The organism is Pseudomonas sp. 1 R 17, from assembly GCF_900067035.1.
GTDB lineage: Bacteria > Pseudomonadota > Gammaproteobacteria > Pseudomonadales > Pseudomonadaceae > Aquipseudomonas > Aquipseudomonas marginalis.
In genome coordinates this window covers 98,361-117,477 of record NZ_FKLB01000032.1, presented here as the reverse complement: position 1 = coordinate 117,477, position 19,117 = coordinate 98,361, and the positions used below count along the sequence as shown (strand labels likewise).

Annotated in this window: 13 protein-coding genes; 10 read left to right on the top strand and 3 right to left on the bottom strand. The window is 62.6% G+C overall.

Annotation, left to right across the window (positions count from 1 at the left end):
* The first annotated feature begins 179 nt into the window (after positions 1-179).
* Genes recC through BFP99_RS10590 form a run of 6 tightly spaced genes read left to right on the top strand, consistent with a single transcriptional unit; the run spans position 180 to position 11,736 of the window.
* Positions 180-3,629, top strand: a complete 3,450-nt coding sequence (gene recC, locus BFP99_RS10615) for an exodeoxyribonuclease V subunit gamma (protein WP_065947233.1) — start codon at positions 180-182, stop codon at positions 3,627-3,629.
* Positions 3,626-7,300: an exodeoxyribonuclease V subunit beta gene (recB, locus tag BFP99_RS10610; protein ID WP_065947232.1), complete on the top strand. Its 3,675-nt coding sequence runs from the start codon at positions 3,626-3,628 to the stop codon at positions 7,298-7,300. Before recC ends, recB begins: the two co-directional genes overlap by 4 nt.
* Positions 7,297-9,402, top strand: coding sequence for an exodeoxyribonuclease V subunit alpha (gene recD, locus BFP99_RS10605; RefSeq protein WP_065947231.1), 2,106 nt, complete (start codon positions 7,297-7,299; stop codon positions 9,400-9,402). The genes recB and recD overlap by 4 nt, the downstream gene beginning before the upstream one ends.
* A gap of 12 nt (positions 9,403-9,414) precedes the next feature.
* Positions 9,415-9,981, top strand: a complete 567-nt coding sequence (locus tag BFP99_RS10600; protein ID WP_065925941.1) for a YfiR family protein — start codon at positions 9,415-9,417, stop codon at positions 9,979-9,981.
* Positions 9,978-11,240, top strand: a complete 1,263-nt coding sequence (locus BFP99_RS10595; RefSeq protein ID WP_065947230.1) for a diguanylate cyclase domain-containing protein — start codon at positions 9,978-9,980, stop codon at positions 11,238-11,240. Before BFP99_RS10600 ends, BFP99_RS10595 begins: the two co-directional genes overlap by 4 nt.
* Positions 11,241-11,244: 4 nt before the next feature.
* Positions 11,245-11,736 (top strand): OmpA family protein, encoded by a 492-nt coding sequence (locus BFP99_RS10590; protein WP_065925943.1) that lies wholly within the window; start codon positions 11,245-11,247, stop codon positions 11,734-11,736.
* A gap of 101 nt (positions 11,737-11,837) precedes the next feature.
* Here BFP99_RS10590 and BFP99_RS10585 read toward each other — a convergent pair whose 3' ends face one another.
* Positions 11,838-12,785, bottom strand: a complete 948-nt coding sequence (locus tag BFP99_RS10585; protein ID WP_065925944.1) for a LysR family transcriptional regulator — start codon at positions 12,783-12,785, stop codon at positions 11,838-11,840.
* 131 nt (positions 12,786-12,916) lie between these two features.
* Between BFP99_RS10585 and BFP99_RS10580 the strand changes: the two genes are divergently transcribed.
* Both BFP99_RS10580 and mmsB read left to right on the top strand, forming a co-directional pair.
* Entirely contained in the window at positions 12,917-14,434 is a 1,518-nt protein-coding gene (locus tag BFP99_RS10580) for a CoA-acylating methylmalonate-semialdehyde dehydrogenase (protein ID WP_065925945.1), read from the top strand.
* Between the two features lie 14 nt (positions 14,435-14,448).
* Positions 14,449-15,336, top strand: a complete 888-nt coding sequence (gene mmsB / locus BFP99_RS10575; RefSeq protein ID WP_065947229.1) for a 3-hydroxyisobutyrate dehydrogenase — start codon at positions 14,449-14,451, stop codon at positions 15,334-15,336.
* A gap of 179 nt (positions 15,337-15,515) precedes the next feature.
* Here mmsB and BFP99_RS10570 read toward each other — a convergent pair whose 3' ends face one another.
* On the bottom strand, positions 15,516-15,860 hold the full coding sequence (locus BFP99_RS10570) for a cupin domain-containing protein (protein ID WP_003230905.1): 345 nt from the start codon (positions 15,858-15,860) through the stop codon (positions 15,516-15,518).
* Between the two features lie 300 nt (positions 15,861-16,160).
* On the opposite strand from BFP99_RS10570, the gene kynB reads away from it, so the two are divergent.
* On the top strand, positions 16,161-16,811 hold the full coding sequence (gene kynB, locus BFP99_RS10565; RefSeq protein ID WP_065925947.1) for an arylformamidase: 651 nt from the start codon (positions 16,161-16,163) through the stop codon (positions 16,809-16,811).
* Positions 16,808-17,665: a tryptophan 2,3-dioxygenase gene (gene kynA, locus BFP99_RS10560; protein WP_027607676.1), complete on the top strand. Its 858-nt coding sequence runs from the start codon at positions 16,808-16,810 to the stop codon at positions 17,663-17,665. Before kynB ends, kynA begins: the two co-directional genes overlap by 4 nt.
* Before the next feature lie 43 nt (positions 17,666-17,708).
* Here kynA and BFP99_RS10555 read toward each other — a convergent pair whose 3' ends face one another.
* Positions 17,709-19,115: an amino acid permease gene (locus BFP99_RS10555; RefSeq protein WP_065925948.1), complete on the bottom strand. Its 1,407-nt coding sequence runs from the start codon at positions 19,113-19,115 to the stop codon at positions 17,709-17,711.
* Between the last annotated feature and the right edge of the window lie 2 nt (positions 19,116-19,117).

Sequence of the window (19,117 nt, the reverse complement as noted above, 5' to 3'; positions counted from 1 at the left end):
GTAGTGTGGGGTTTCCCCATGTGAGAGTAGGTCATCGTCAAGATTAAATTCCGAAACCCCATTTGCGAAAGCAGATGGGGTTTTGTTTTGGGCGGTCGGAAAGTGCGAAGAGGCGCCTCGGGAGGGGCTTCAGTGCTAAAGTCCATGCCCTCGATTTTGCTTTTCCCAAGGAAGCCGTTATGCCGGATGCGACGTCCCTCAGTGCTGGATTCATGGTGGTTCACGGCAACCGCTTGGACGAACTGCGCAGCCTGGTGGTGAGTTGGATGCGCCGTTATCCCCTGGCGCCCCTGGAAAACGAAATCGCCCTGGTACAAAGCAACGGCATTGCCCAGTGGCTCAAACTGGCCTTGGCTGAAGACCCGGAAGACGACGATATGGGAGGCTGCGGAATTGCCGCCGCCATCGATGTACAGCTCCCCGGCAGCTTCATGTGGCAGCTCTATCGCATGGTCCTGGGACGTGACGAAATCCCTCCAAAATCCCTGCTCGATAAAGCCCCGCTCACTTGGCGCCTGATGCGCCTGCTCCCGGAACTCATCGATCAACAGCACTTCGAGCCGTTGCAACGCTTCTTGACCCACGACTCCGACCTGCGCAAACGCTACCAACTGGCGGAACGACTGGCTGACCTGTTCGACCAATACCAGGTCTACCGCGCTGACTGGCTGGAAGACTGGGCCGCTGGCCGTCATCAATTGCGTAACGGTCGAGGCGAATCAAAGCCACTCAGCCCGGCCAACTGCTGGCAAGCCGAGTTATGGCGCGCGCTGCTGTTGGACGTCGGTGAAGAGGGCATGGCCGAAAGCCGCGCCGGCGTGCACCAGCGCTTTATCGAACGTATCAATGCGCTTGAGCAAGCGCCGAAGGGGCTGCCTTCCCGGGTGATTGTCTTCGGGATTTCTTCCTTGCCCGCCCAAGCGCTGGAGGCGCTGGCCGGCCTGGCCCGTTTCAGCCAAGTCCTGCTGTGCGTGCACAACCCGTGTCGCCACCATTGGTCCGACATCGTGGCCGACAAAGACCTGCTGCGTAACGAATACAAGCGCCAGGCGCGCAAAGCCGGCATGCCCGTTACCATCGACCCACAAACCCTGCACCAACATGCTCATCCGCTGTTGGCCGCCTGGGGCAAACAAGGTCGTGATTACATCAGCCTGCTGGACAGTTACGACGATCCCAACAGCTACCGCGCCGCTTTTCGCGATGGTCGAATCGACCTGTTCAGCGACAGCGAGCCCACCACACTGCTCAACCAGCTTCAGGACGATATCCTCGAACTGCGCCCGCTCAATGAGACTCGGGAACAATGGCCGGCTGTCGATCTGGAGCGTGATACATCCATCCGCTTCCACATTGCCCACAGCGCCCAACGCGAAGTGGAGATTCTCCACGACCAATTGCTCCAACGCTTCAGCGCCGACCCCACGCTTCGCCCAAGGGACATCATCGTCATGGTCCCCGACGTCGACAGCTATGCGCCGCATATCCGCGCGGTATTCGGTCAACTGGACAGAATCGATCCCCGCTTCATCCCCTTCACCCTGACCGATCAAGGTCAGCGCGGCCGCGATCCCCTGCTGATCGCCGTTGAACACCTGCTCAAACTCCCCGACAGCCGCTTCCCCGTCAGCGAGATTCTCGACCTGTTGGATGTCCCGGCCTTGCGCGAACGCTTCGCCATCAAGGAGCGCGATCTGCCCACACTGCACCGCTGGATCGAAGGCGCTGGCATCCGTTGGGGGCTCAACGCCGAGCAACGCGCGGGTCTCGGTCTGCCGAGTAAGCTGGAACAAAACAGCTGGCGATTTGGCCTTCGCCGTATGCTTCTAGGCTACGCCGTCGGCACCGGTGCAGCCTGCGAAGGCATTGAGCCCTACGACGAAATCGGCGGGCTTGATGCGGCCTTGATCGGCCCACTGGTCGCTTTGCTTGATGCGCTCAGCGATGCCCATCAAGCGCTGTCACAACCCGCAGCACCCCACGAATGGGGCGAGCGTCTGCAACGCCTGATGCAACTCTTCTTCCTACCCAGCAGCGAGCACGACGACTACCTGTTGGGTCAGCTTGAGCAACTCAGGGAAACCTGGTTGGAAACCTGCGAGTCCGTTGGCCTGCAGGATGAGTTACCGCTTACCGTAGTCCGCGAAGCCTGGCTGGCCGGCCTGGATCAAGGCCGTCTGTCCCAGCGCTTCCTCGCCGGAGCTGTCAATTTTTGCACCCTGATGCCCATGCGCGCCATCCCCTTCAAACTCGTCTGCCTGCTCGGCATGAACGATGGCGACTACCCACGCGCCCAACCACCGCTGGATTTCGACCTGATGGGCAGCGACTACCGGCCCGGCGACCGTTCGCGCCGCGAAGACGACCGTTACCTGCTGCTCGAAGCCCTGCTGTCCGCCCGCGACCAGCTCTATATCAGCTGGGTCGGCCGTAGCATCCGCGATAACAGCGAGCGCCCGGCCTCTGTACTCATCGGCCAACTGCGTGACCATATCGCCAGTGGCTGGCACAACGCACAAGAAACACCGCTACTGGACGCGATGACCCAGGAACACCCGCTCCAACCCTTCAGCGCCCGTTACTTCCACGAAGGTGATGCGCTGTTCAGCTATGCCCGCGAATGGCAGTTACTCCACCAAGCTGTGGATAACGTCCCCAAAGAGGATCAACTGGCGCAGCACCAACAGGAAGAGCCCCTGAGTCTCGGCCAGTTGCAGGACTTCCTGCGCAATCCGGTCAAACACTTCTTCAGCCAGCGTCTGAAAGTGTTCTTCGAAGCCGCCGAAGTACCCTTGGCCGATGAAGAACCCTTCGTGCTTGACGCGCTGCAACGCTACAGCCTGAGCGACAGCCTGTTGAACGCTGCGCTGTCCCAGCCCGAGCACCTCGACCAGGCCCTCAACGCCCAGGCTCTGCGGCTGCAAGGCAGTGGCCTGTTGCCGATGGTTGGTTTCGGCGAGTGCCTGCGCAACGAACTCATTGAGCCCCTGCCCGACTTGTTGCAACGCTACCAGCAGTTGCTGGCGCTCTGGCCAACGCCACACACCGCTGCAGAACCGATCAGTTTCGAGCATCAAGGTATAGCGCTGGAAGGCTGGATCAGCGGCCTGCATCGACGCAGTGATGGCGGATTGCTGAGTGTCACCACCATCCCCAATAGCATCGGCTCGATCAAAACACGCAAATGGCATCGTCTGATTCGTCCTTGGGTCAATCATGTGGTGGCCTGTGCCTGCGGTCTGTCGTTGAGCACGGGGTTGGTGGCCAGCGACGATACGTTGCTACTGGCCCCGCTGGATAAGCCCATCGCCCGGGAAATCCTCGGCAACCTGCTGTTGGCCTGGCACAGCGGCATGAGAGAGCCGCTCCCGGTAGCCGTCAAGACTGCCTTCGCCTGGCTCAGCCAAACCGATCCGGTCAAAGCCCACGCCGCCGCGAGCAAAGCCTATGAAGGTGACGGCCTGACCACCGACGGCGAGCGTCGCGAAACCCCGGCGCTCACCCGACAGTTCCCCGATTACGCCGCCCTGGTCGCCAGCGAAGAGTTCGAAGGCTGGTGCGAAACCTTGTATCGATCGCTCATCAACGCCCCATGGCGATCACTCACAGGCGAGGAGGCCGGCCCATGAGCAGCAAACCCTTGGCCCTGGCCTTCCCGTTGAATGGCAGCCAGCTGATTGAAGCCAGCGCCGGCACCGGCAAAACCTTCACCATCTCCGCCTTGTACCTGCGTCTGGTCCTTGGCCACGGTGACGGTGAGTCCGGTTTTGGCCGTGAACTGCTGCCGCCGCAAATCCTCGTGGTGACCTTTACCGATGCCGCCACCAAAGAGCTGCGCGAACGCATCCGCATTCGTTTGGCCGAAGCTGCACGTTTCTTCCGCGAAGAGATTGAACAGCCCGACGCGCTGATCGCCGACCTGCGTGCGCAATACCTCCCCGAGCAATGGCCCGCCTGTGCCAACCGCCTGGACATCGCCGCCCAGTGGATGGATGAAGCGGCGGTTTCCACGATTCACAGTTGGTGCCAGCGCATGCTGCGCGAACACGCGTTCGACAGCGGCAGCCTGTTCACCCAGACCCTGGAAACCGACCACAGTGACCTGCTCGGCGAAGTGCTGCGCGATTATTGGCGACTGTTCTGCTACCCGATGCACGACGACGTACTCAACTGGGTACGCAACAACTGGGGCGGCCCGGCCGCGTTGATGCCACGCGTGCGCGCACTGTTCGGCAGCGAACGGCCGACGGATGAAACCCGCGAACCCGCCGAGTTGATCAACGCTTGCCTGCAAGAACGCCGTGAAGCGTTGATAAACATCAAGGCTCCCTGGCAACAATGGGCCGCCGAGCTACGCGATATCTGTCTGCAAGCCGTAGCCGCCAAAGCCGTCGACGGCCGCAAGATGCAAGCGCGTTACTTCGAGCCCTGGTTCGAAAAGATCAGCGCCTGGGCCGCTGACGAAACCCTCGAGCAACTGGACATCGGCACCGGCTTCACTCGCCTCACCCCCGACGGCATGGCCGAAGCCTGGAAGGGCGACCCGCCGCAACACCCCGGCATCGACGCCATGGCCGGCCTCAAGGCCGCCCTCGACGCGCTGCCAACCCCCGACGCGGCGGTGTTGCAACACGCTGCCGTTTGGGTGGGCAACCGCTTTGAAGAAGAAAAACGCCGTCGTGCCGAAATGGGCTTTGACGACATGCTGATCCGCCTCAACGCTGCCCTGCGAGCCGATGGCGGCGAGCGTCTGGCCAGTGTGATCCGCGAGCAGTTCCCGGTGGCCCTGATCGACGAGTTCCAGGACACCGACCCAGTGCAGTACAGCATCTTCGACAGCATCTACCGTATCGAAGAGAACCACCTCGACAGCGGCCTGTTCCTGATTGGCGACCCCAAGCAAGCCATCTACGCCTTCCGCGGCGCCGATATCTACACCTACCTGCGTGCGCGCAAATCCACGCTCGGCCGTCATCACACCCTGGGCACCAACTTCCGTTCCAGCCATGCGATGGTCGAGGCAGTGAACCACGTGTTCCAGCGGGCGGAAACCGGCCGCGGCGCGTTCCTGTTCCGGGAGTCGAATGGCGACAATCCGGTGCCGTTCCACCCGGTGTTGTCCCAAGGCCGCAAGGAAAAGCTGCAGGTCGACGGCCAAACATTGCCGGCGATGAACCTTTGGCATCTGCCCACCGACCAGCCGGTTTCCAACGCGGTGTACCGCCAACAACTGGCCGGCGCCTGTGCCACGCAGATTGTCGAGTTGCTCAACGGCGGGCAGCAAGGTACGGCCGGTTTCCTGCAGCCGGACGACAGCTTCCAAGGCGTACTGCCGTCGGACATCGCCATCCTCGTGCGCGACGGCAAGGAAGCCCAGGCCGTGCGCGCCGAGTTGGCCGCCCGTGGCGTGCGCAGCGTGTACCTGTCCGACAAGGACTCCGTCTTCGCCGCCCAGGAAGCCCACGACCTGCTCGCCTGGCTCAAGGCCTGTGCCGAGCCGGACGTCGAGCGGCCGCTGCGGGCCGCCCTGGCTTGCGTCACCTTGAACCTGTCACTGCCGGAACTGGAGCGTCTGAACCAGGACGAACTGGCGTGGGAAAGCCGCGTGATGCAGTTCCGAGGCTACCGCACGATCTGGCGCACCCAAGGCGTGTTGCCGATGCTGCGTCGCCTGCTGCACGACTTCAAACTGCCGCAAACCCTGATCGCCCGCAGCGACGGCGAACGTGTGCTGACCAACCTGTTGCACCTCAGCGAGTTGTTGCAACAAGCCGCGTCGGAACTGGACGGCGAACAGGCGTTGATCCGCCACCTGGCCGAACACCTGGCGTTGTCCGGCCAGGCCGGCGAAGAGCAAATCCTGCGCCTGGAAAGTGACGAGCAACTGGTCAAGGTGGTGACCATTCACAAATCCAAGGGCCTGGAGTACGACCTGGTCTTCCTGCCTTTCATCTGCTCGGCCAAGCCGGTCGACGGCAGTCGCCTGCCGCTGCATTACCACGATGAACACGGCAAATCCCACGTCAGCCTGCGCCCGACCGCCGAGTTGATCGCCCAGGCCGACGATGAGCGCCTGGCCGAAGACCTGCGTTTGTTCTACGTGGCCCTGACCCGCGCCAAACATGCCTGCTGGCTCGGCGTTGCCGACCTCAAACGTGGCAACAGCAGCAGCTCGGTACTGCACCTGTCGGCGCTGGGTTACTTGCTCGGCGCCGGTGCGTCGTTGAGTGAGTCTGCCGGCCTCGCGCGTTGGCTGCTGGATCTGCAGGACGGCTGCCCGGCCATCCACTACGCCCCTGTGCCCGACGCCCAGGACATCCTGTTCCACCCGCCGCGCAACACCGCCCACTTGCTCGCGCCCTTGTTACCCAAGCGCAAGGCCGCCGAGAACTGGTGGATCGCGTCCTACAGTGCCTTGCGCATTGGCGACAGCATGAGCGTCGCCCACCTTGAAGCGCCCGAAAGCCCACAGGCGCAAAAGCTTTTCGATGACGAACGTCTCGATCCCGATGCACCGCGTGACGTGGCGGCGTCCGGCGCAGACATTCACCGTTTCCCACGCGGTCCGAACCCCGGCACCTTCCTTCACGGCCTGCTGGAGTGGGCCGGGGAAGAAGGCTTCAACGTGACCTCGCAAGCCATCGAACACGCCGTAGGCGCGCGCTGCAATCGCCGCAACTGGGAAGGCTGGATCGTCACCCTCAGCGATTGGCTGGGCCATCTGCTGCACACGCCGCTGCCGGTGGATAACGACCAGGTCGCGCTGAGCAACCTGCAGCACTACCAGATCGAAATGGAGTTCTGGTTCGCCAGCCATAAAGTCGACGTGCTCGCCCTCGACAAGCTGGTGTGCCAGTACACCCACAACGGTGTGTCCCGCGTCGCCGCCGAACCGGTGCTGCTCAACGGCATGTTCAAGGGGTTTATCGACCTCACCTTCGAACATGACGGCCGTTACTACGTGGCCGACTACAAATCCAACTGGCTCGGCCCTGACGATTCGGCCTACACCCAGGACACCATGGAACAGTCGATCCTCGAGCACCGCTACGACCTGCAATACGTGCTTTACCTGCTCGCGCTGCATCGTCAACTCAAGGCGCGCCTGCCGGACTACGACTACGACCGTCATGTGGGTGGCGCGCTGTACCTGTTCCTGCGCGGCACTCAGGCCGTCAGCCGAGGGGCGTTTTTCACCCGGCCGCCACGGGAACTGATCGAAAGCCTGGACCTGCTGTTCCAGGGCAAGCCCATCCCGCCCAAGGCTGAGCCTGCCTGGGAACAAGGAGTGTTGTTATGAGCCTGTCGCCGTTACCGCTTGAGGCGTTAGCGCCCTTGAGCCGCGCCGCCGACCTGGTGCACCTGCTGGAGCGTTGGGTTGACAGGGGGTGGCTGCGGGCGTTGGACAAGGCGTTCGTGGGCTTCCTGCACGAGCTCGATCCACACGCCGACCCCTTGGTCCTCCTGGCGGCGGCGCTGACCAGCCATCAACTCGGCCACGGCCATGTGTGCCTGGACCTGTTCGAAACCCTCAACGCGCCGGATTTTGCCCTGTCCCTGCCGCCCGAAGGCGACCTGCAAAGCGGCGCCATGCTGCTGCCGTCGCAATTGCTCGACGGCCTCGACGGCGCCCACTGGTGCCATGCACTGGCCGCCAGCCCGTTGGTCGCCCTGGCGGTGGACGGCAGCGAATCGGCACACAGTCGTCCCCTGGTACTGTCGGGCAAACGCCTGTACCTGCGCCGCTACTGGACTTACGAACGACGTATCGACAGCGCCTTGCGCCTGCGTCTCGCCACCCAGGAAAACGTCGCCGCCGATTTGCCCCAGCGCTTGAATGGCTTGTTTGACCAGCCGGCGCCCGATGGCGTGATCGACTGGCAAAAACTCGCCTGCGCCCTGGCCACCCGCGGTGCATTCAGCATCGTCACCGGCGGCCCCGGCACCGGCAAGACCACCACCGTGGTGCGCCTGCTCGCGCTGTTGCAGGCGCCGGCCGTTGAGTCCGGCAGCCCGCTGCGTATCCGCTTGGCCGCGCCGACCGGTAAGGCCGCCGCGCGTTTGACCGAATCCATCAGCCAGCAAGTGCTGTCGCTGACAGTGGCGCAAAGCGTGAAGGAAAAGATCCCGACCCAGGTCACCACAGTCCACCGCTTGCTGGGCAGTCGCCCGGGCACTCGGCACTTCCGCCATCACCTTGGCAACCCGCTGCCCCTGGATGTGCTGGTGGTGGACGAAGCCTCGATGATCGACCTGGAAATGATGGCTAACCTGCTGGATGCGTTACCGCCCCATGCTCGCCTGGTGTTGTTGGGCGACAAGGACCAGCTTGCCTCGGTAGAGGCCGGCGCCGTACTCGGTGATTTGTGCCGCGACGCCGAAGCTGGTTGGTACAGCCCCCACACCCGCCAATGGCTGCAAACCGTCAGCGGCGAAGACCTCAGCGCCAGTGGCCTGCACGAAGACCTCGATGGCAGCCATCCCTTGGCCCAGCAAGTGGTGATGTTGCGCTACTCACGGCGTTTCGGCGAAGGCAGCGGCATCGGCCAACTGGCGCGCTGGGTCAACCAGCAAAACGCCGAAGAGGCCCGCAAGCTGCTGGCCGCGCGCAGCCACAGCGACTTGTTCTGCGTCAGCCTCAAAGGCGAGCACGACCACGCCCTGGAGCGCCTGGTGCTGGACGGGCAGGGCGACGGCGCCCAGGGTTATCGCTATTACCTCAACCTGCTGCACAGCGCGCGCCCCACCGTCGACACCCCGCGCGATGACCTCGCCTGGACCCACTGGGCCCAGCAACTGCTGCAAGCCTTCGATGCGTTCCAACTGCTCTGCGCCGTGCGCAAGGGCCCTTGGGGGGTGGAGGGACTGAACCTACGCATCACGGCCGCCTTGCGCAAAGTGCGGCTGATCGAGGGGGATGAGCAATGGTACGAAGGCCGTCCGGTGTTGATGACGCGCAACGATTACGGCCTGGGCTTGATGAACGGCGATATCGGCATTGCCCTCAAACTGCCTGAAAGCGACGGCGGCCCCCAGGTGCTGCGGGTGGCTTTCCCACGTAACGATGGCCAGGGTGGCGTGCGCTTTGTCCTGCCCAGCCGTCTCAATGATGTGGAAACCGTGTACGCCATGACCGTGCACAAATCCCAGGGCTCGGAGTTCACCCACACCGCGCTGATCCTGCCGGACGCGCTGAACCCGGTGCTCACCAAAGAGTTGATCTACACCGGCATTACCCGCGCCAAGCGCTGGTTCAGCCTGATCGAACCCCGGGGCGGGGTGTTTGAAGAGGCCGTGCGACGCAAGGTCAAACGCTTGAGTGGGTTGATGCTGGCGTTGGGTCAGGAGTCAGAACTATCTGATGCTGTGCTATCGTTGCGGCATCACCCCGAAAACACCTGAGAGTATCGCTGCATGAACGTGGCCGTCTCGCCCACAGAGCGTAGTTTGAGCTGGAGGCGCCTGCTGCTGGTGGCGGTTCTATGCCTGCTGGCGCCCCGCGTATTTGCCGAGGGCCCAGGCCCGGCGGACCAGCGCGCCCAGGCGGTCACGCAAGTGGTACTCGGTATCCTCAGCTATGCCCGCTGGCCGGTAGAGCCGGAGCAACTGCGCCTGTGCATCGTCGGCCCGACCCAATACACCGACGACCTGATCAAAGGCACCACCCAGGCTACCGGTCGTCCGGTCGTGGTCCGGCGCCTGCTGGTCGACCACCCCGATGTGGTCAACGCCTGCGACGCCGTGTACATCGGCAAACTCAGCAATGACGAACGCAACCGCCTGTTTGCCTCGTTGATCGGCCACCCCGTGCTCAGCATCAGCGAAGGCGGCGACCAGTGCACCGTGGGCAGCCTGTTCTGCCTGCGGGTGGGCGATGAGCAAGTGTCGTTTGAGGTCAACCTCGACTCGGTGGCGCGCAGCGGCGTGCGCATTCATCCCAGCGTGTTGCAACTGTCCCGGCGCCGGGCGCCCGCCACATGAAAGTGGCGAACGTACGACCTACCCTGCGTTCCGTCATCGGCCGAGGGCACATGATCCTGGCGCTGGTGGCGGTGACGCTGGCCAGTGTTTCCCTGACCCTGCTCGGCGTGTTGGCGCTGCGGGTCTACGCCGAACACAACCTGCACCTGATCGCCCGGTCCATCAACTACACCGTGGAAGCGGCCGTGGTGTTCAACGACCGCGGCGCGGCCACCGAAGCCCTCAGCCTGATTGCCTCCACCGAAGAAGTCGCCCAGGCTGACGTGTTCGATAGCAGTGGCCGGCTGTTGGCGCACTGGGAACGTCCGGAAACCGGCATGCTCTCCCGGGTTGAACTGGCGCTGGCGCATACCCTGCTCGAGCAGCCCATCAGCCAACCGATCCTCCACCAGGGGCGCACCATCGGCAGTATTCACCTGACCGGCCACGGCGGTAGCCTGCTGCGCTTCCTGCTCAGCGGCCTGGCGGGGATCCTGATCTGCACCGTCCTCAGTGCCTGGGTCGCCCTGCACTTGGCGCGGCGTCTGTTGCGTGGCATTACGCAGCCGCTGCAAAGCCTCGCCGCCGTGGCCCACGCCGCCCGCAGCGAGCGTGACTTCGACCGCCGCGTGCCGCCGGCCCGCATCGCCGAACTCGACAGCCTGGGCAGCGACTTCAATGCCTTGCTTGGCGAGATGGAAGCCTGGCAAAACCATCTGCAAAGCGAAAACGAAACTCTCGCCCACAAGGCCAACCACGACAGCCTTACCGGTCTGCCCAACCGCGCGTACTTCGAAGGCCGCCTGATTCGCGCGCTGCGCAGCGCCGCCAAAGCCAAGGAGCGGGTGGCCGTGCTGTACCTCGACAGCGACCGGTTCAAAGAGATCAATGACAGCTTCGGCCATGCCGCCGGTGATGCCGTGCTGGTGGCCGTCGCCGAACGGGTGCGTGCGCAATTGCGTGAAGATGACCTGGTAGCGCGCCTGGGCGGTGACGAGTTCGCCATCCTGCTGGCGCCGCTGCACAAGGTGGAAGACGCCCAGCGCATTGCCGAAAAAATCATCGCCAGCATGGACATGCCGATTGCCGTGCCTGGCGACACCCAGGTGTTGACCTCCCTCAGTATTGGTATCGCCATCTACCCCGAACATGGCGTCACACCCGGCACCTTGCTCAATGCCGCCGATGCGGCGATGTACCAGGCCAAGCGTTTGTCCTCGGGTGGCCAGCAAACGGCGGAGTCGGAGAGCCCCGTCGTCAACGTTCAACACAGGAGTTGATCCCTTGTTCTCGACCGCGCGTCTTATGTTTATCACCCTGCTGGTGACACTGCTCGCCCTTGGCGGCTGCCAGACGGCGCCTCCCAAAGGCCTGACCCCGGCGCAAGTCGCCGTCCTCAAGCAACAGGGCTTCGAGCTTACCGATGACGGCTGGGCGTTCGGTCTGTCCGGCAAAGTGCTGTTTGGCAGTGACGTCGAAACCCTTAACCAACCCAGCACCGACATCGTCCAGCGCATCGGCAAGGCCCTGCTGGGTGTAGGCATCGAGCGCGTACGCGTCGATGGCCACACCGACGGCTCGGGCAAGGAAACCTACAACCAGCAACTGTCCCTGCGCCGCGCGAAAAGCGTGGCGACGGTGCTGCAGGGCGTGGGCATGAAAGAGGAAAACATCCAGCTGCGTGGGCTGGGCAGCAGTAAACCGGTGGACACCAACGACACAGCGGAAGGGCGTACCGAGAATCGGCGGGTGTCGATTGTGGTGATCGCGGACTGAGCCGGCAGCCCGATTTCAATCTGAAATCCAATCAAAATGTGGGAGAGGGCTTGCCACCTCCCACATTCCTGCAATTTAAGGGGAGTTATCGTTGCTGGCCCTTAATCCGCAAACCGCATCTCCCTTGTCTCCCCCATCAACAACCCCTGGTTCTGCTCCGTCACTTCCCTGATGTAATCCCACAGCAGAGTAATCCGCTTCAACTTCCTCAGGTCCTCCCGGCAATACATCCAGAACTGCCGGGTAATCGCAATCTGCTCCCCCAGCACCGGCAGCAACCGTGGATCCTGCGCCGCCAGAAAGCACGGCAAGATCGCCATCGACCGCCCTTGCTGCGCCGCCACGTACTGCGCAATCACGCTGGTACTGCGCAGGCTGGCGCTGGCGCCGGGCACGACGTTGGCCAGGTACAGCAGCTCCGAGCTGAAGGCCAGATCATCCACATAGCTGATAAACGGATGCTCGGCCAAATCTGCCGGTTTGTGGATAGGCGGGTGTTGGTCGAGGTATTCCTGGGTCGCGTACAGCTGCAGTTTGTAGTCGCACAGTTTGCAGCACACGTAGGGCCCGTGTTCCGGGCGTTCCAGGGCGATGACGATGTCGGCTTCGCGCTTGGACAGGCTGATGAAGTGGGGCAGGGGCAGGATGTCGACCGAGATGGCGGGGTAGGTGTCGACGAAGTGGCTCAACTGCGGGGTGACGAAGAAGCTGCCGAAGCCTTCGGTGCAGCCCATGCGCACATGGCCGGACAGCGCCACGCCGGAGCCGGACACTTGCTCGCAGGCCATGTGCAGGGTGCTTTCGATGGACTCGGCGTAGCCCAGCAAACGCTGGCCTTCGGGGGTGAGGACGAAGCCGTTGGTCCGGGATTTTTCGAACAGCAGCGTACCGAGGGACACTTCCAATGAGCTGATGCGCCGCGACACGGTGGTGTAGTCCACCGCCAGGCGCTTGGCGGCGACGCTGGCCTTGCGGGTGCGGGCCACTTCGAGGAAAAACTTCAGGTCATCCCAATTCAGGGAACCCAGTGATGTGATGTTTTTTTGCATATTGGACCGGCTTTTATGTGCGTTCTTATTAGAGATTTGCACATCTATACTCCAAAAACAGTCCGAACGCCTCATTCTTCAAGGCGATTCAAGCGCCTTGTCTCTGCATAAATATAAGAGTTGGAGACCACATGAACGCATCTGCCGATATTTCCGTGCAACAGGTCAAGTTGCTCATCAATGGTGAGTGGGTCGAGTCCAAGACCACCCATTGGCAAGACATCGTCAACCCGGCCACCCAGCAAGTGCTGGCCAAAGTCCCGTTCGCCACGGCCGATGAAGTCAATGCCGCCATCGACGCCGCCCATCAAGCCTTCCAGACCTGGAAGCTGACGCCGATCGGCGCGCGCATGCGCATCATGCTCAAGCTGCAAGCCCTGATCCGCGAACACTCCAAGCGCATCGCGGTGGTCCTCAGCGCCGAGCAGGGCAAGACCATTGCCGATGCCGAGGGCGATATTTTCCGTGGCCTGGAAGTGGTGGAGCACGCCTGCTCCATCGGCACCCTGCAAATGGGCGAGTTCGCCGAGAACGTCGCCGGTGGCGTCGATACCTACACCCTGCGCCAACCCATCGGCGTGTGTGCCGGCATTACCCCGTTCAACTTCCCGGCGATGATTCCGCTGTGGATGTTCCCGATGGCCATCGCCTGCGGCAACACCTTCGTCCTCAAGCCGTCCGAACAAGACCCACTTTCGACCCTGCTGTTGGTGGAGCTGGCGCTGGAAGCCGGCGTACCGGCGGGTGTGCTCAACGTGGTGCACGGCGGCAAGGACGTGGTGGATGCGCTGTGCACCCATAAAGACATCAAGGCTGTGTCCTTTGTCGGTTCGACTGCCGTCGGCACTCATGTCTACGACCTGGCCGGCAAGCACGGCAAGCGCGTGCAATCGATGATGGGCGCCAAGAACCACGCCGTGGTGCTGCCGGATGCCAACCGCGAGCACACCCTCAATGCGCTGGTCGGTGCCGGTTTCGGCGCGGCGGGCCAGCGCTGCATGGCCACCTCGGTGGTGGTGCTGGTGGGCGCGGCCAAGCAATGGCTGCCGGATCTGAAAGCGCTGGCGCAAAAGCTCAAGGTCAACGCCGGCAGTGAAGCCGGCACGGATGTCGGCCCGGTGATCTCCAAGCGCGCCAAGGCCCGTATCCTGGAATTGATCGAAAGCGGCGTGAAAGAAGGCGCCAAGCTCGAGCTGGATGGCCGCGACATCAAGGTGCCGGGCTTCGAGCAAGGCAACTTCGTCGGTCCGACCCTGTTCTCGGGCGTGACCACCGATATGCAGATCTACACCCAGGAAATCTTCGGCCCGGTGCTGGTGGTGCTGGAAGTCGACACCCTCGATCAGGCCATTGCGCTGGTCAACGCCAACCCGTTCGGCAACGGCACCGGCCTGTTCACCCAGAGCGGGGCGGCGGCGCGTAAATTCCAGAGCGAAATCGATGTGGGCCAGGTCGGTATCAACATCCCGATCCCGGTGCCGGTGCCGTTCTTCAGCTTCACCGGTTCCCGTGGCTCCAAGCTCGGCGACCTCGGCCCGTACGGCAAGCAAGTGGTGCAGTTCTACACCCAGACCAAGACCGTCACCAGCCGTTGGTTTGACGACGACACGGTCAACGATGGCGTCAATACCACCATCAACCTGCGCTGATTCGGGAGACGACCATGAAGATTGCATTTATCGGCTTGGGCAACATGGGCGCACCGATGGCCCGCAACCTGATCAAGGCCGGCCATGGGCTGAACCTGTTCGACCTGAACCAGACGGTGCTCAAGGAACTCGCCGAATTGGGCGGCAACATCAGCGACTCGCCGCGTGACGCTGCCCGCGGCGCCGAGCTGGTGATCAGCATGCTGCCCGCCGCCGCCCATGTGCGCAGTGTCTGGTTGAATGAAGACGGTGTGCTGGCGGGGATCGGCAACGGCGTGCCCGCGGTGGATTGCAGCACCATCGACCCACAGACCGCGCGCGACGTCGCCGCTGCTGCCGCCAAGCAAGGCGTGGTGATGGCCGACGCACCGGTCTCCGGCGGCACCGGCGGGGCGCAGGCCGGGACCCTGACCTTCATGGTCGGCGCCACCCCGGAACTGTTCGCCACCCTGCAACCGGTGCTGGCACAGATGGGCCGCAACATCGTGCACTGCGGCGATGTGGGCACCGGGCAAATCGCCAAGATCTGCAACAACCTGCTGCTCGGCATCAGCATGGTCGGCGTCAGCGAAGCCATGGCCTTGGGCGACGCGCTGGGCATCGATACCCAGGTGCTGGCCGGGATCATCAACAGCTCCACCGGGCGCTGCTGGAGTTCCGACACCTACAACCCATGGCCGGGCGTGATCGAAACCGCGCCGTCGTCCCGTGGCTATACCGGCGGGTTCGGCGCCGATTTGATGCTCAAGGATTTGGGCCTGGCTACCGAGGCGGCGCGCCAGGCGAAACAGCCGGTGATTCTGGGGGCTGTGGCTCAGCAGTTGTACCAATCGATGAGTCAGCGTGGGGAAGGGGGCCAAGACTTCTCGGCGATTATCAACAGCTACCGCAAGCCCAAATAAGGGCATTCAGGGACGAGCATTGTGGTGAGCGGGCTTGCCCCGCGCTGGGGCGCGAAGCGGCCCTGAAACCAGACGCCGCATTCTTTCTGAGAGAATGCGGCGTTTTTTATTGGGGCTGCTTTGCAGCCCAGCGCGGGGCAAGCCCGCTCACCACAGAAGGCGACTGCACCACAAAAAACTCAAGCAAACACAAAATACTTACGTACCGTCTCGACCACTTCCCACGTTCCCTTCATCCCTGGCTCCACCACAAAGATATCCCCAGCCCGCAAGTGAATCGGTTCCATCCCCTCAGGCGTGATCACGCAGTAGCCTTCCTGGAAATGGCAGTATTCCCATTTCACATATTCGACATACCACTTGCCCGGCGTGCAGATCCAGGTGCCCATGATCTTGCTGCCGTCTTCGCTGGTGTAGGCGTTGAGGTTGACGGTGTGCGGGTCGCCTTCGAGCTTTTCCCATTTGCAGGCATCCAGGACCGGCAGGGGGTGGGTGTCGCGCAGTACGGTGATGGGCTTGGACATGATGACTCCGAGGCAGGGAATGGAAAGATGCACCCTAAGGCCTGGGACGTTGCGCCAGTGGTCTGAACTCGACATCGGGATGCCCAGAAGCGCAGGTGAACACGACTCCTCAAGCCATGTGCAGTCAATGTGGGAGGGGGCTTGCCCCCGATGGCGCCGGGTCAGCCGACACTTTTGAGCGTGAATCAGTGATTTCCTCGCAGTAAGTGCGAAAGAAGTCACTCACGGCGCACGAATTCGCAAGAAAATTCACGTCTGGCCCTCGTATCATTCACCCCAGTAACCGCCGAGAGCCTTCAAATGACCTCAATAAAAACGTGGTGGGATATCAGCCCGCCCTTGAGCACGGCAACCCCGACCTGGCCGGGCGATACGCCGTTCCAGGAAGAGCGTGTGTGGCAGTTCGGCCCGGAGTGCCCGGTGAATGTCGGACGCATCACCCTGTCGCCGCACACCGGCGCCCATGTGGATGCGCCGCTGCATTACAGCGCCGACGGAGCGCCGATTGGCGAGGTGTCGCTGGAGGTGTACATGGGCCCGTGCCGGGTGCTGCATTGCCTGGACAGCGGTGCGCTGGTCCAGCCCCATCAGTTGCAAGGGCGTGTGGATAACCTGCCGGAGCGCGTGCTGCTGCGTACTTATCCACAAGCACCGCTGACCGAATGGGATTCGAACTTCACCGCCATCGCCCCGCAGACCATTGAACTGCTGGCCGGCCTGGGTGTGCGCCTGATCGGTATCGACACGCCCTCCCTGGACCCGCAACAGTCCAAGACCATGGATGCCCACAACGCCGTGGCGCGGCATGGCATGGCGATCCTTGAAGGCATCGTGCTCGACGACGTCCCGGAGGGCGACTACGAACTGATCGCCCTGCCGCTGCGTTTCGCCAACCTGGACGCCAGCCCGGTCCGTGCCATTCTCCGCCCGCTCAAGGAGCCCACGCGATGAGCCAATGTCCTTTCTCTGCCGACTACCAGCCACCGGAAGAATGGCATAACGCCGAACTGAATTTTTCCGAGTCCATGAGCTACGGCGACTACCTGGACCTGGGCAAAGTGCTCAGCGCCCAGCACCCGCTGTCGCCGGACCACAACGAAATGCTCTTCATCATCCAGCACCAGACCTCCGAGCTGTGGATGAAGCTGATGCTCCACGAACTCAAGGCCGCCCGCGAACACGTGCGCCTGGGCGAGTTGCCGCCGGCATTCAAGATGCTGGCGCGGGTGTCGCGGATCTTCGATCAACTGGTGCACGCCTGGGCCGTGCTGGCGACCATGACGCCGTCGGAATACAAGGCGATTCGCCCGTTCCTGGGGCAATCGTCCGGGTTCCAGTCGTTCCAGTACCGCGAGATCGAATTTATCCTCGGCAACAAGAGCCCGGCGCTGTTGCGCCCCCACGCCCATCGGCCTGAGTTGTTGCAGGCGTTGCAGGTGGCGATTGCCACGCCGTCGCTGTATGACGAGGCGATCAACCTGATGGTCAAGGCGGGGCTGGCGATTGACCCCAAGCGTGCCGAGCGCGATCCGACGGCGGCGACCGTTCACGATGAGTCGGTGGAGGCGGCGTGGCGCGAGGTGTATCGCGATCCGAGCCGGTATTGGGACTTGTATCAGTTGGCCGAGAAGTTTATCGACCTGGAGGATTCGTTCCGCCAATGGCGCTTCCGGCATGTGACCACAGTCGAGCGGATTATCGGCTTCCAGCCCGGCACCGGCGGCACCGAGGGCGTGGGTTACCTGCGCAAGATGCTCGACACCGTGCTGTTCCCCGAGCTGTGGCGAGTGCGCTCCACGCTGTAAACAAAAAGCCCCGGATCACCGGGGCTTTTCATTTGCAATGCAATCAAATGCGGGAGGCGGCGACCGCTTTCGTCTTGCTCATTCGCAACCGGTAGGCCACATAGATAACCCCCACCCAAACCGGCATCGCATACACCGACTCGCGAATCCCCGGGATCGCCAGCATCACGCTGATGATCATCAGCATGAACGCCAGGCACAGGTAGTTGCTGAACGGGAACCAGAAGGTCTTGAACGACGGTGTTACCCCTTGCTCACCCATAGCTTTGCGGAACTTGATGTGGGTGATGCTGATCAGCGCCCAGTTGATCATCAGCGAGGCAACCACCAGCGCGAAGAGCAGCTCCAGGGCACTTTGCGGTGCCACGTAGTTGACCACCACGCACAGCATCGTCACCAGCGCCGAGATCGCCAGGGCTCGCAGCGGTACGCCTTGCTTGTTGAGCTTCATCAACGCTTTTGGCGCATCACCTTGCTCGGCCAGGCCGAACAGCATGCGGCTGTTGCAGTACACGCCGCTGTTGTACACCGACAGCGCCGCGGTCAGCACCACGAAGTTGAGGATGTGGGCGGCGGTGTCGTTGCCGATCAGCGAGAAGATCTGCACAAACGGGCTGCCGCTGTAGGCATCGCCTGACGCGCCGAGGGTTTGCAGCAGTTGATCCCATGGGTACAGCGACAGCAGTACGGTCAATGCGCCGACGTAGAAAATCAGGATCCGGTACACCACCTGGTTGATCGCCTTGGGGATCACCTTGCGGGGCTCACTGGCCTCGGCAGCGGTGATACCCACCAGCTCCAGGCCGCCGAACGAGAACATGATGAAGGCCATGGACATCAACAGCCCCATGCCGCCATTCGGGAAGAATCCGCCGTGGCTCCACAGGTTGCTGACCGACGCTTGCGGGCCGCCGGTGCCGCTGAACAGCAGGTAACAGCCGAGCACGATCATGCCGACAATCGCCACCACCTTGATGATCGCGAACCAGAACTCCGCTTCACCGAAGAACTTCACGTTCAGGGTGTTGATCAGGTTCACCGCGACAAAGAACACCAGGGCGCTGACCCAGGTCGGGATCTGCGGCCACCAGAACTGGATGTACTTGCCCACCGCAGTCAGCTCGGCCATGCCCACCAGCACGTAGAGCACCCAGTAGTTCCAGCCGGCCAGGAAGCCCGCGTAACCGCCCCAGTATTTGTGCGCGAAGTGGCTGAACGAGCCGGCCACCGGTTCTTCGACGATCATCTCGCCGAGCTGGCGCATGATCAGGAACGCGATGAAACCGGCGATCGCGTAGCCCAGGATCATCGACGGCCCTGCCGACTTGAGTACCCCGGCCGAACCGAGGAACAGCCCCGTGCCTATCGCCCCGCCCAAGGCGATCAACTGAATATGCCGGTTCTTAAGGCCACGCTTGAGGCCTGCCGGGTTAACCATGTCATCCGCCATTA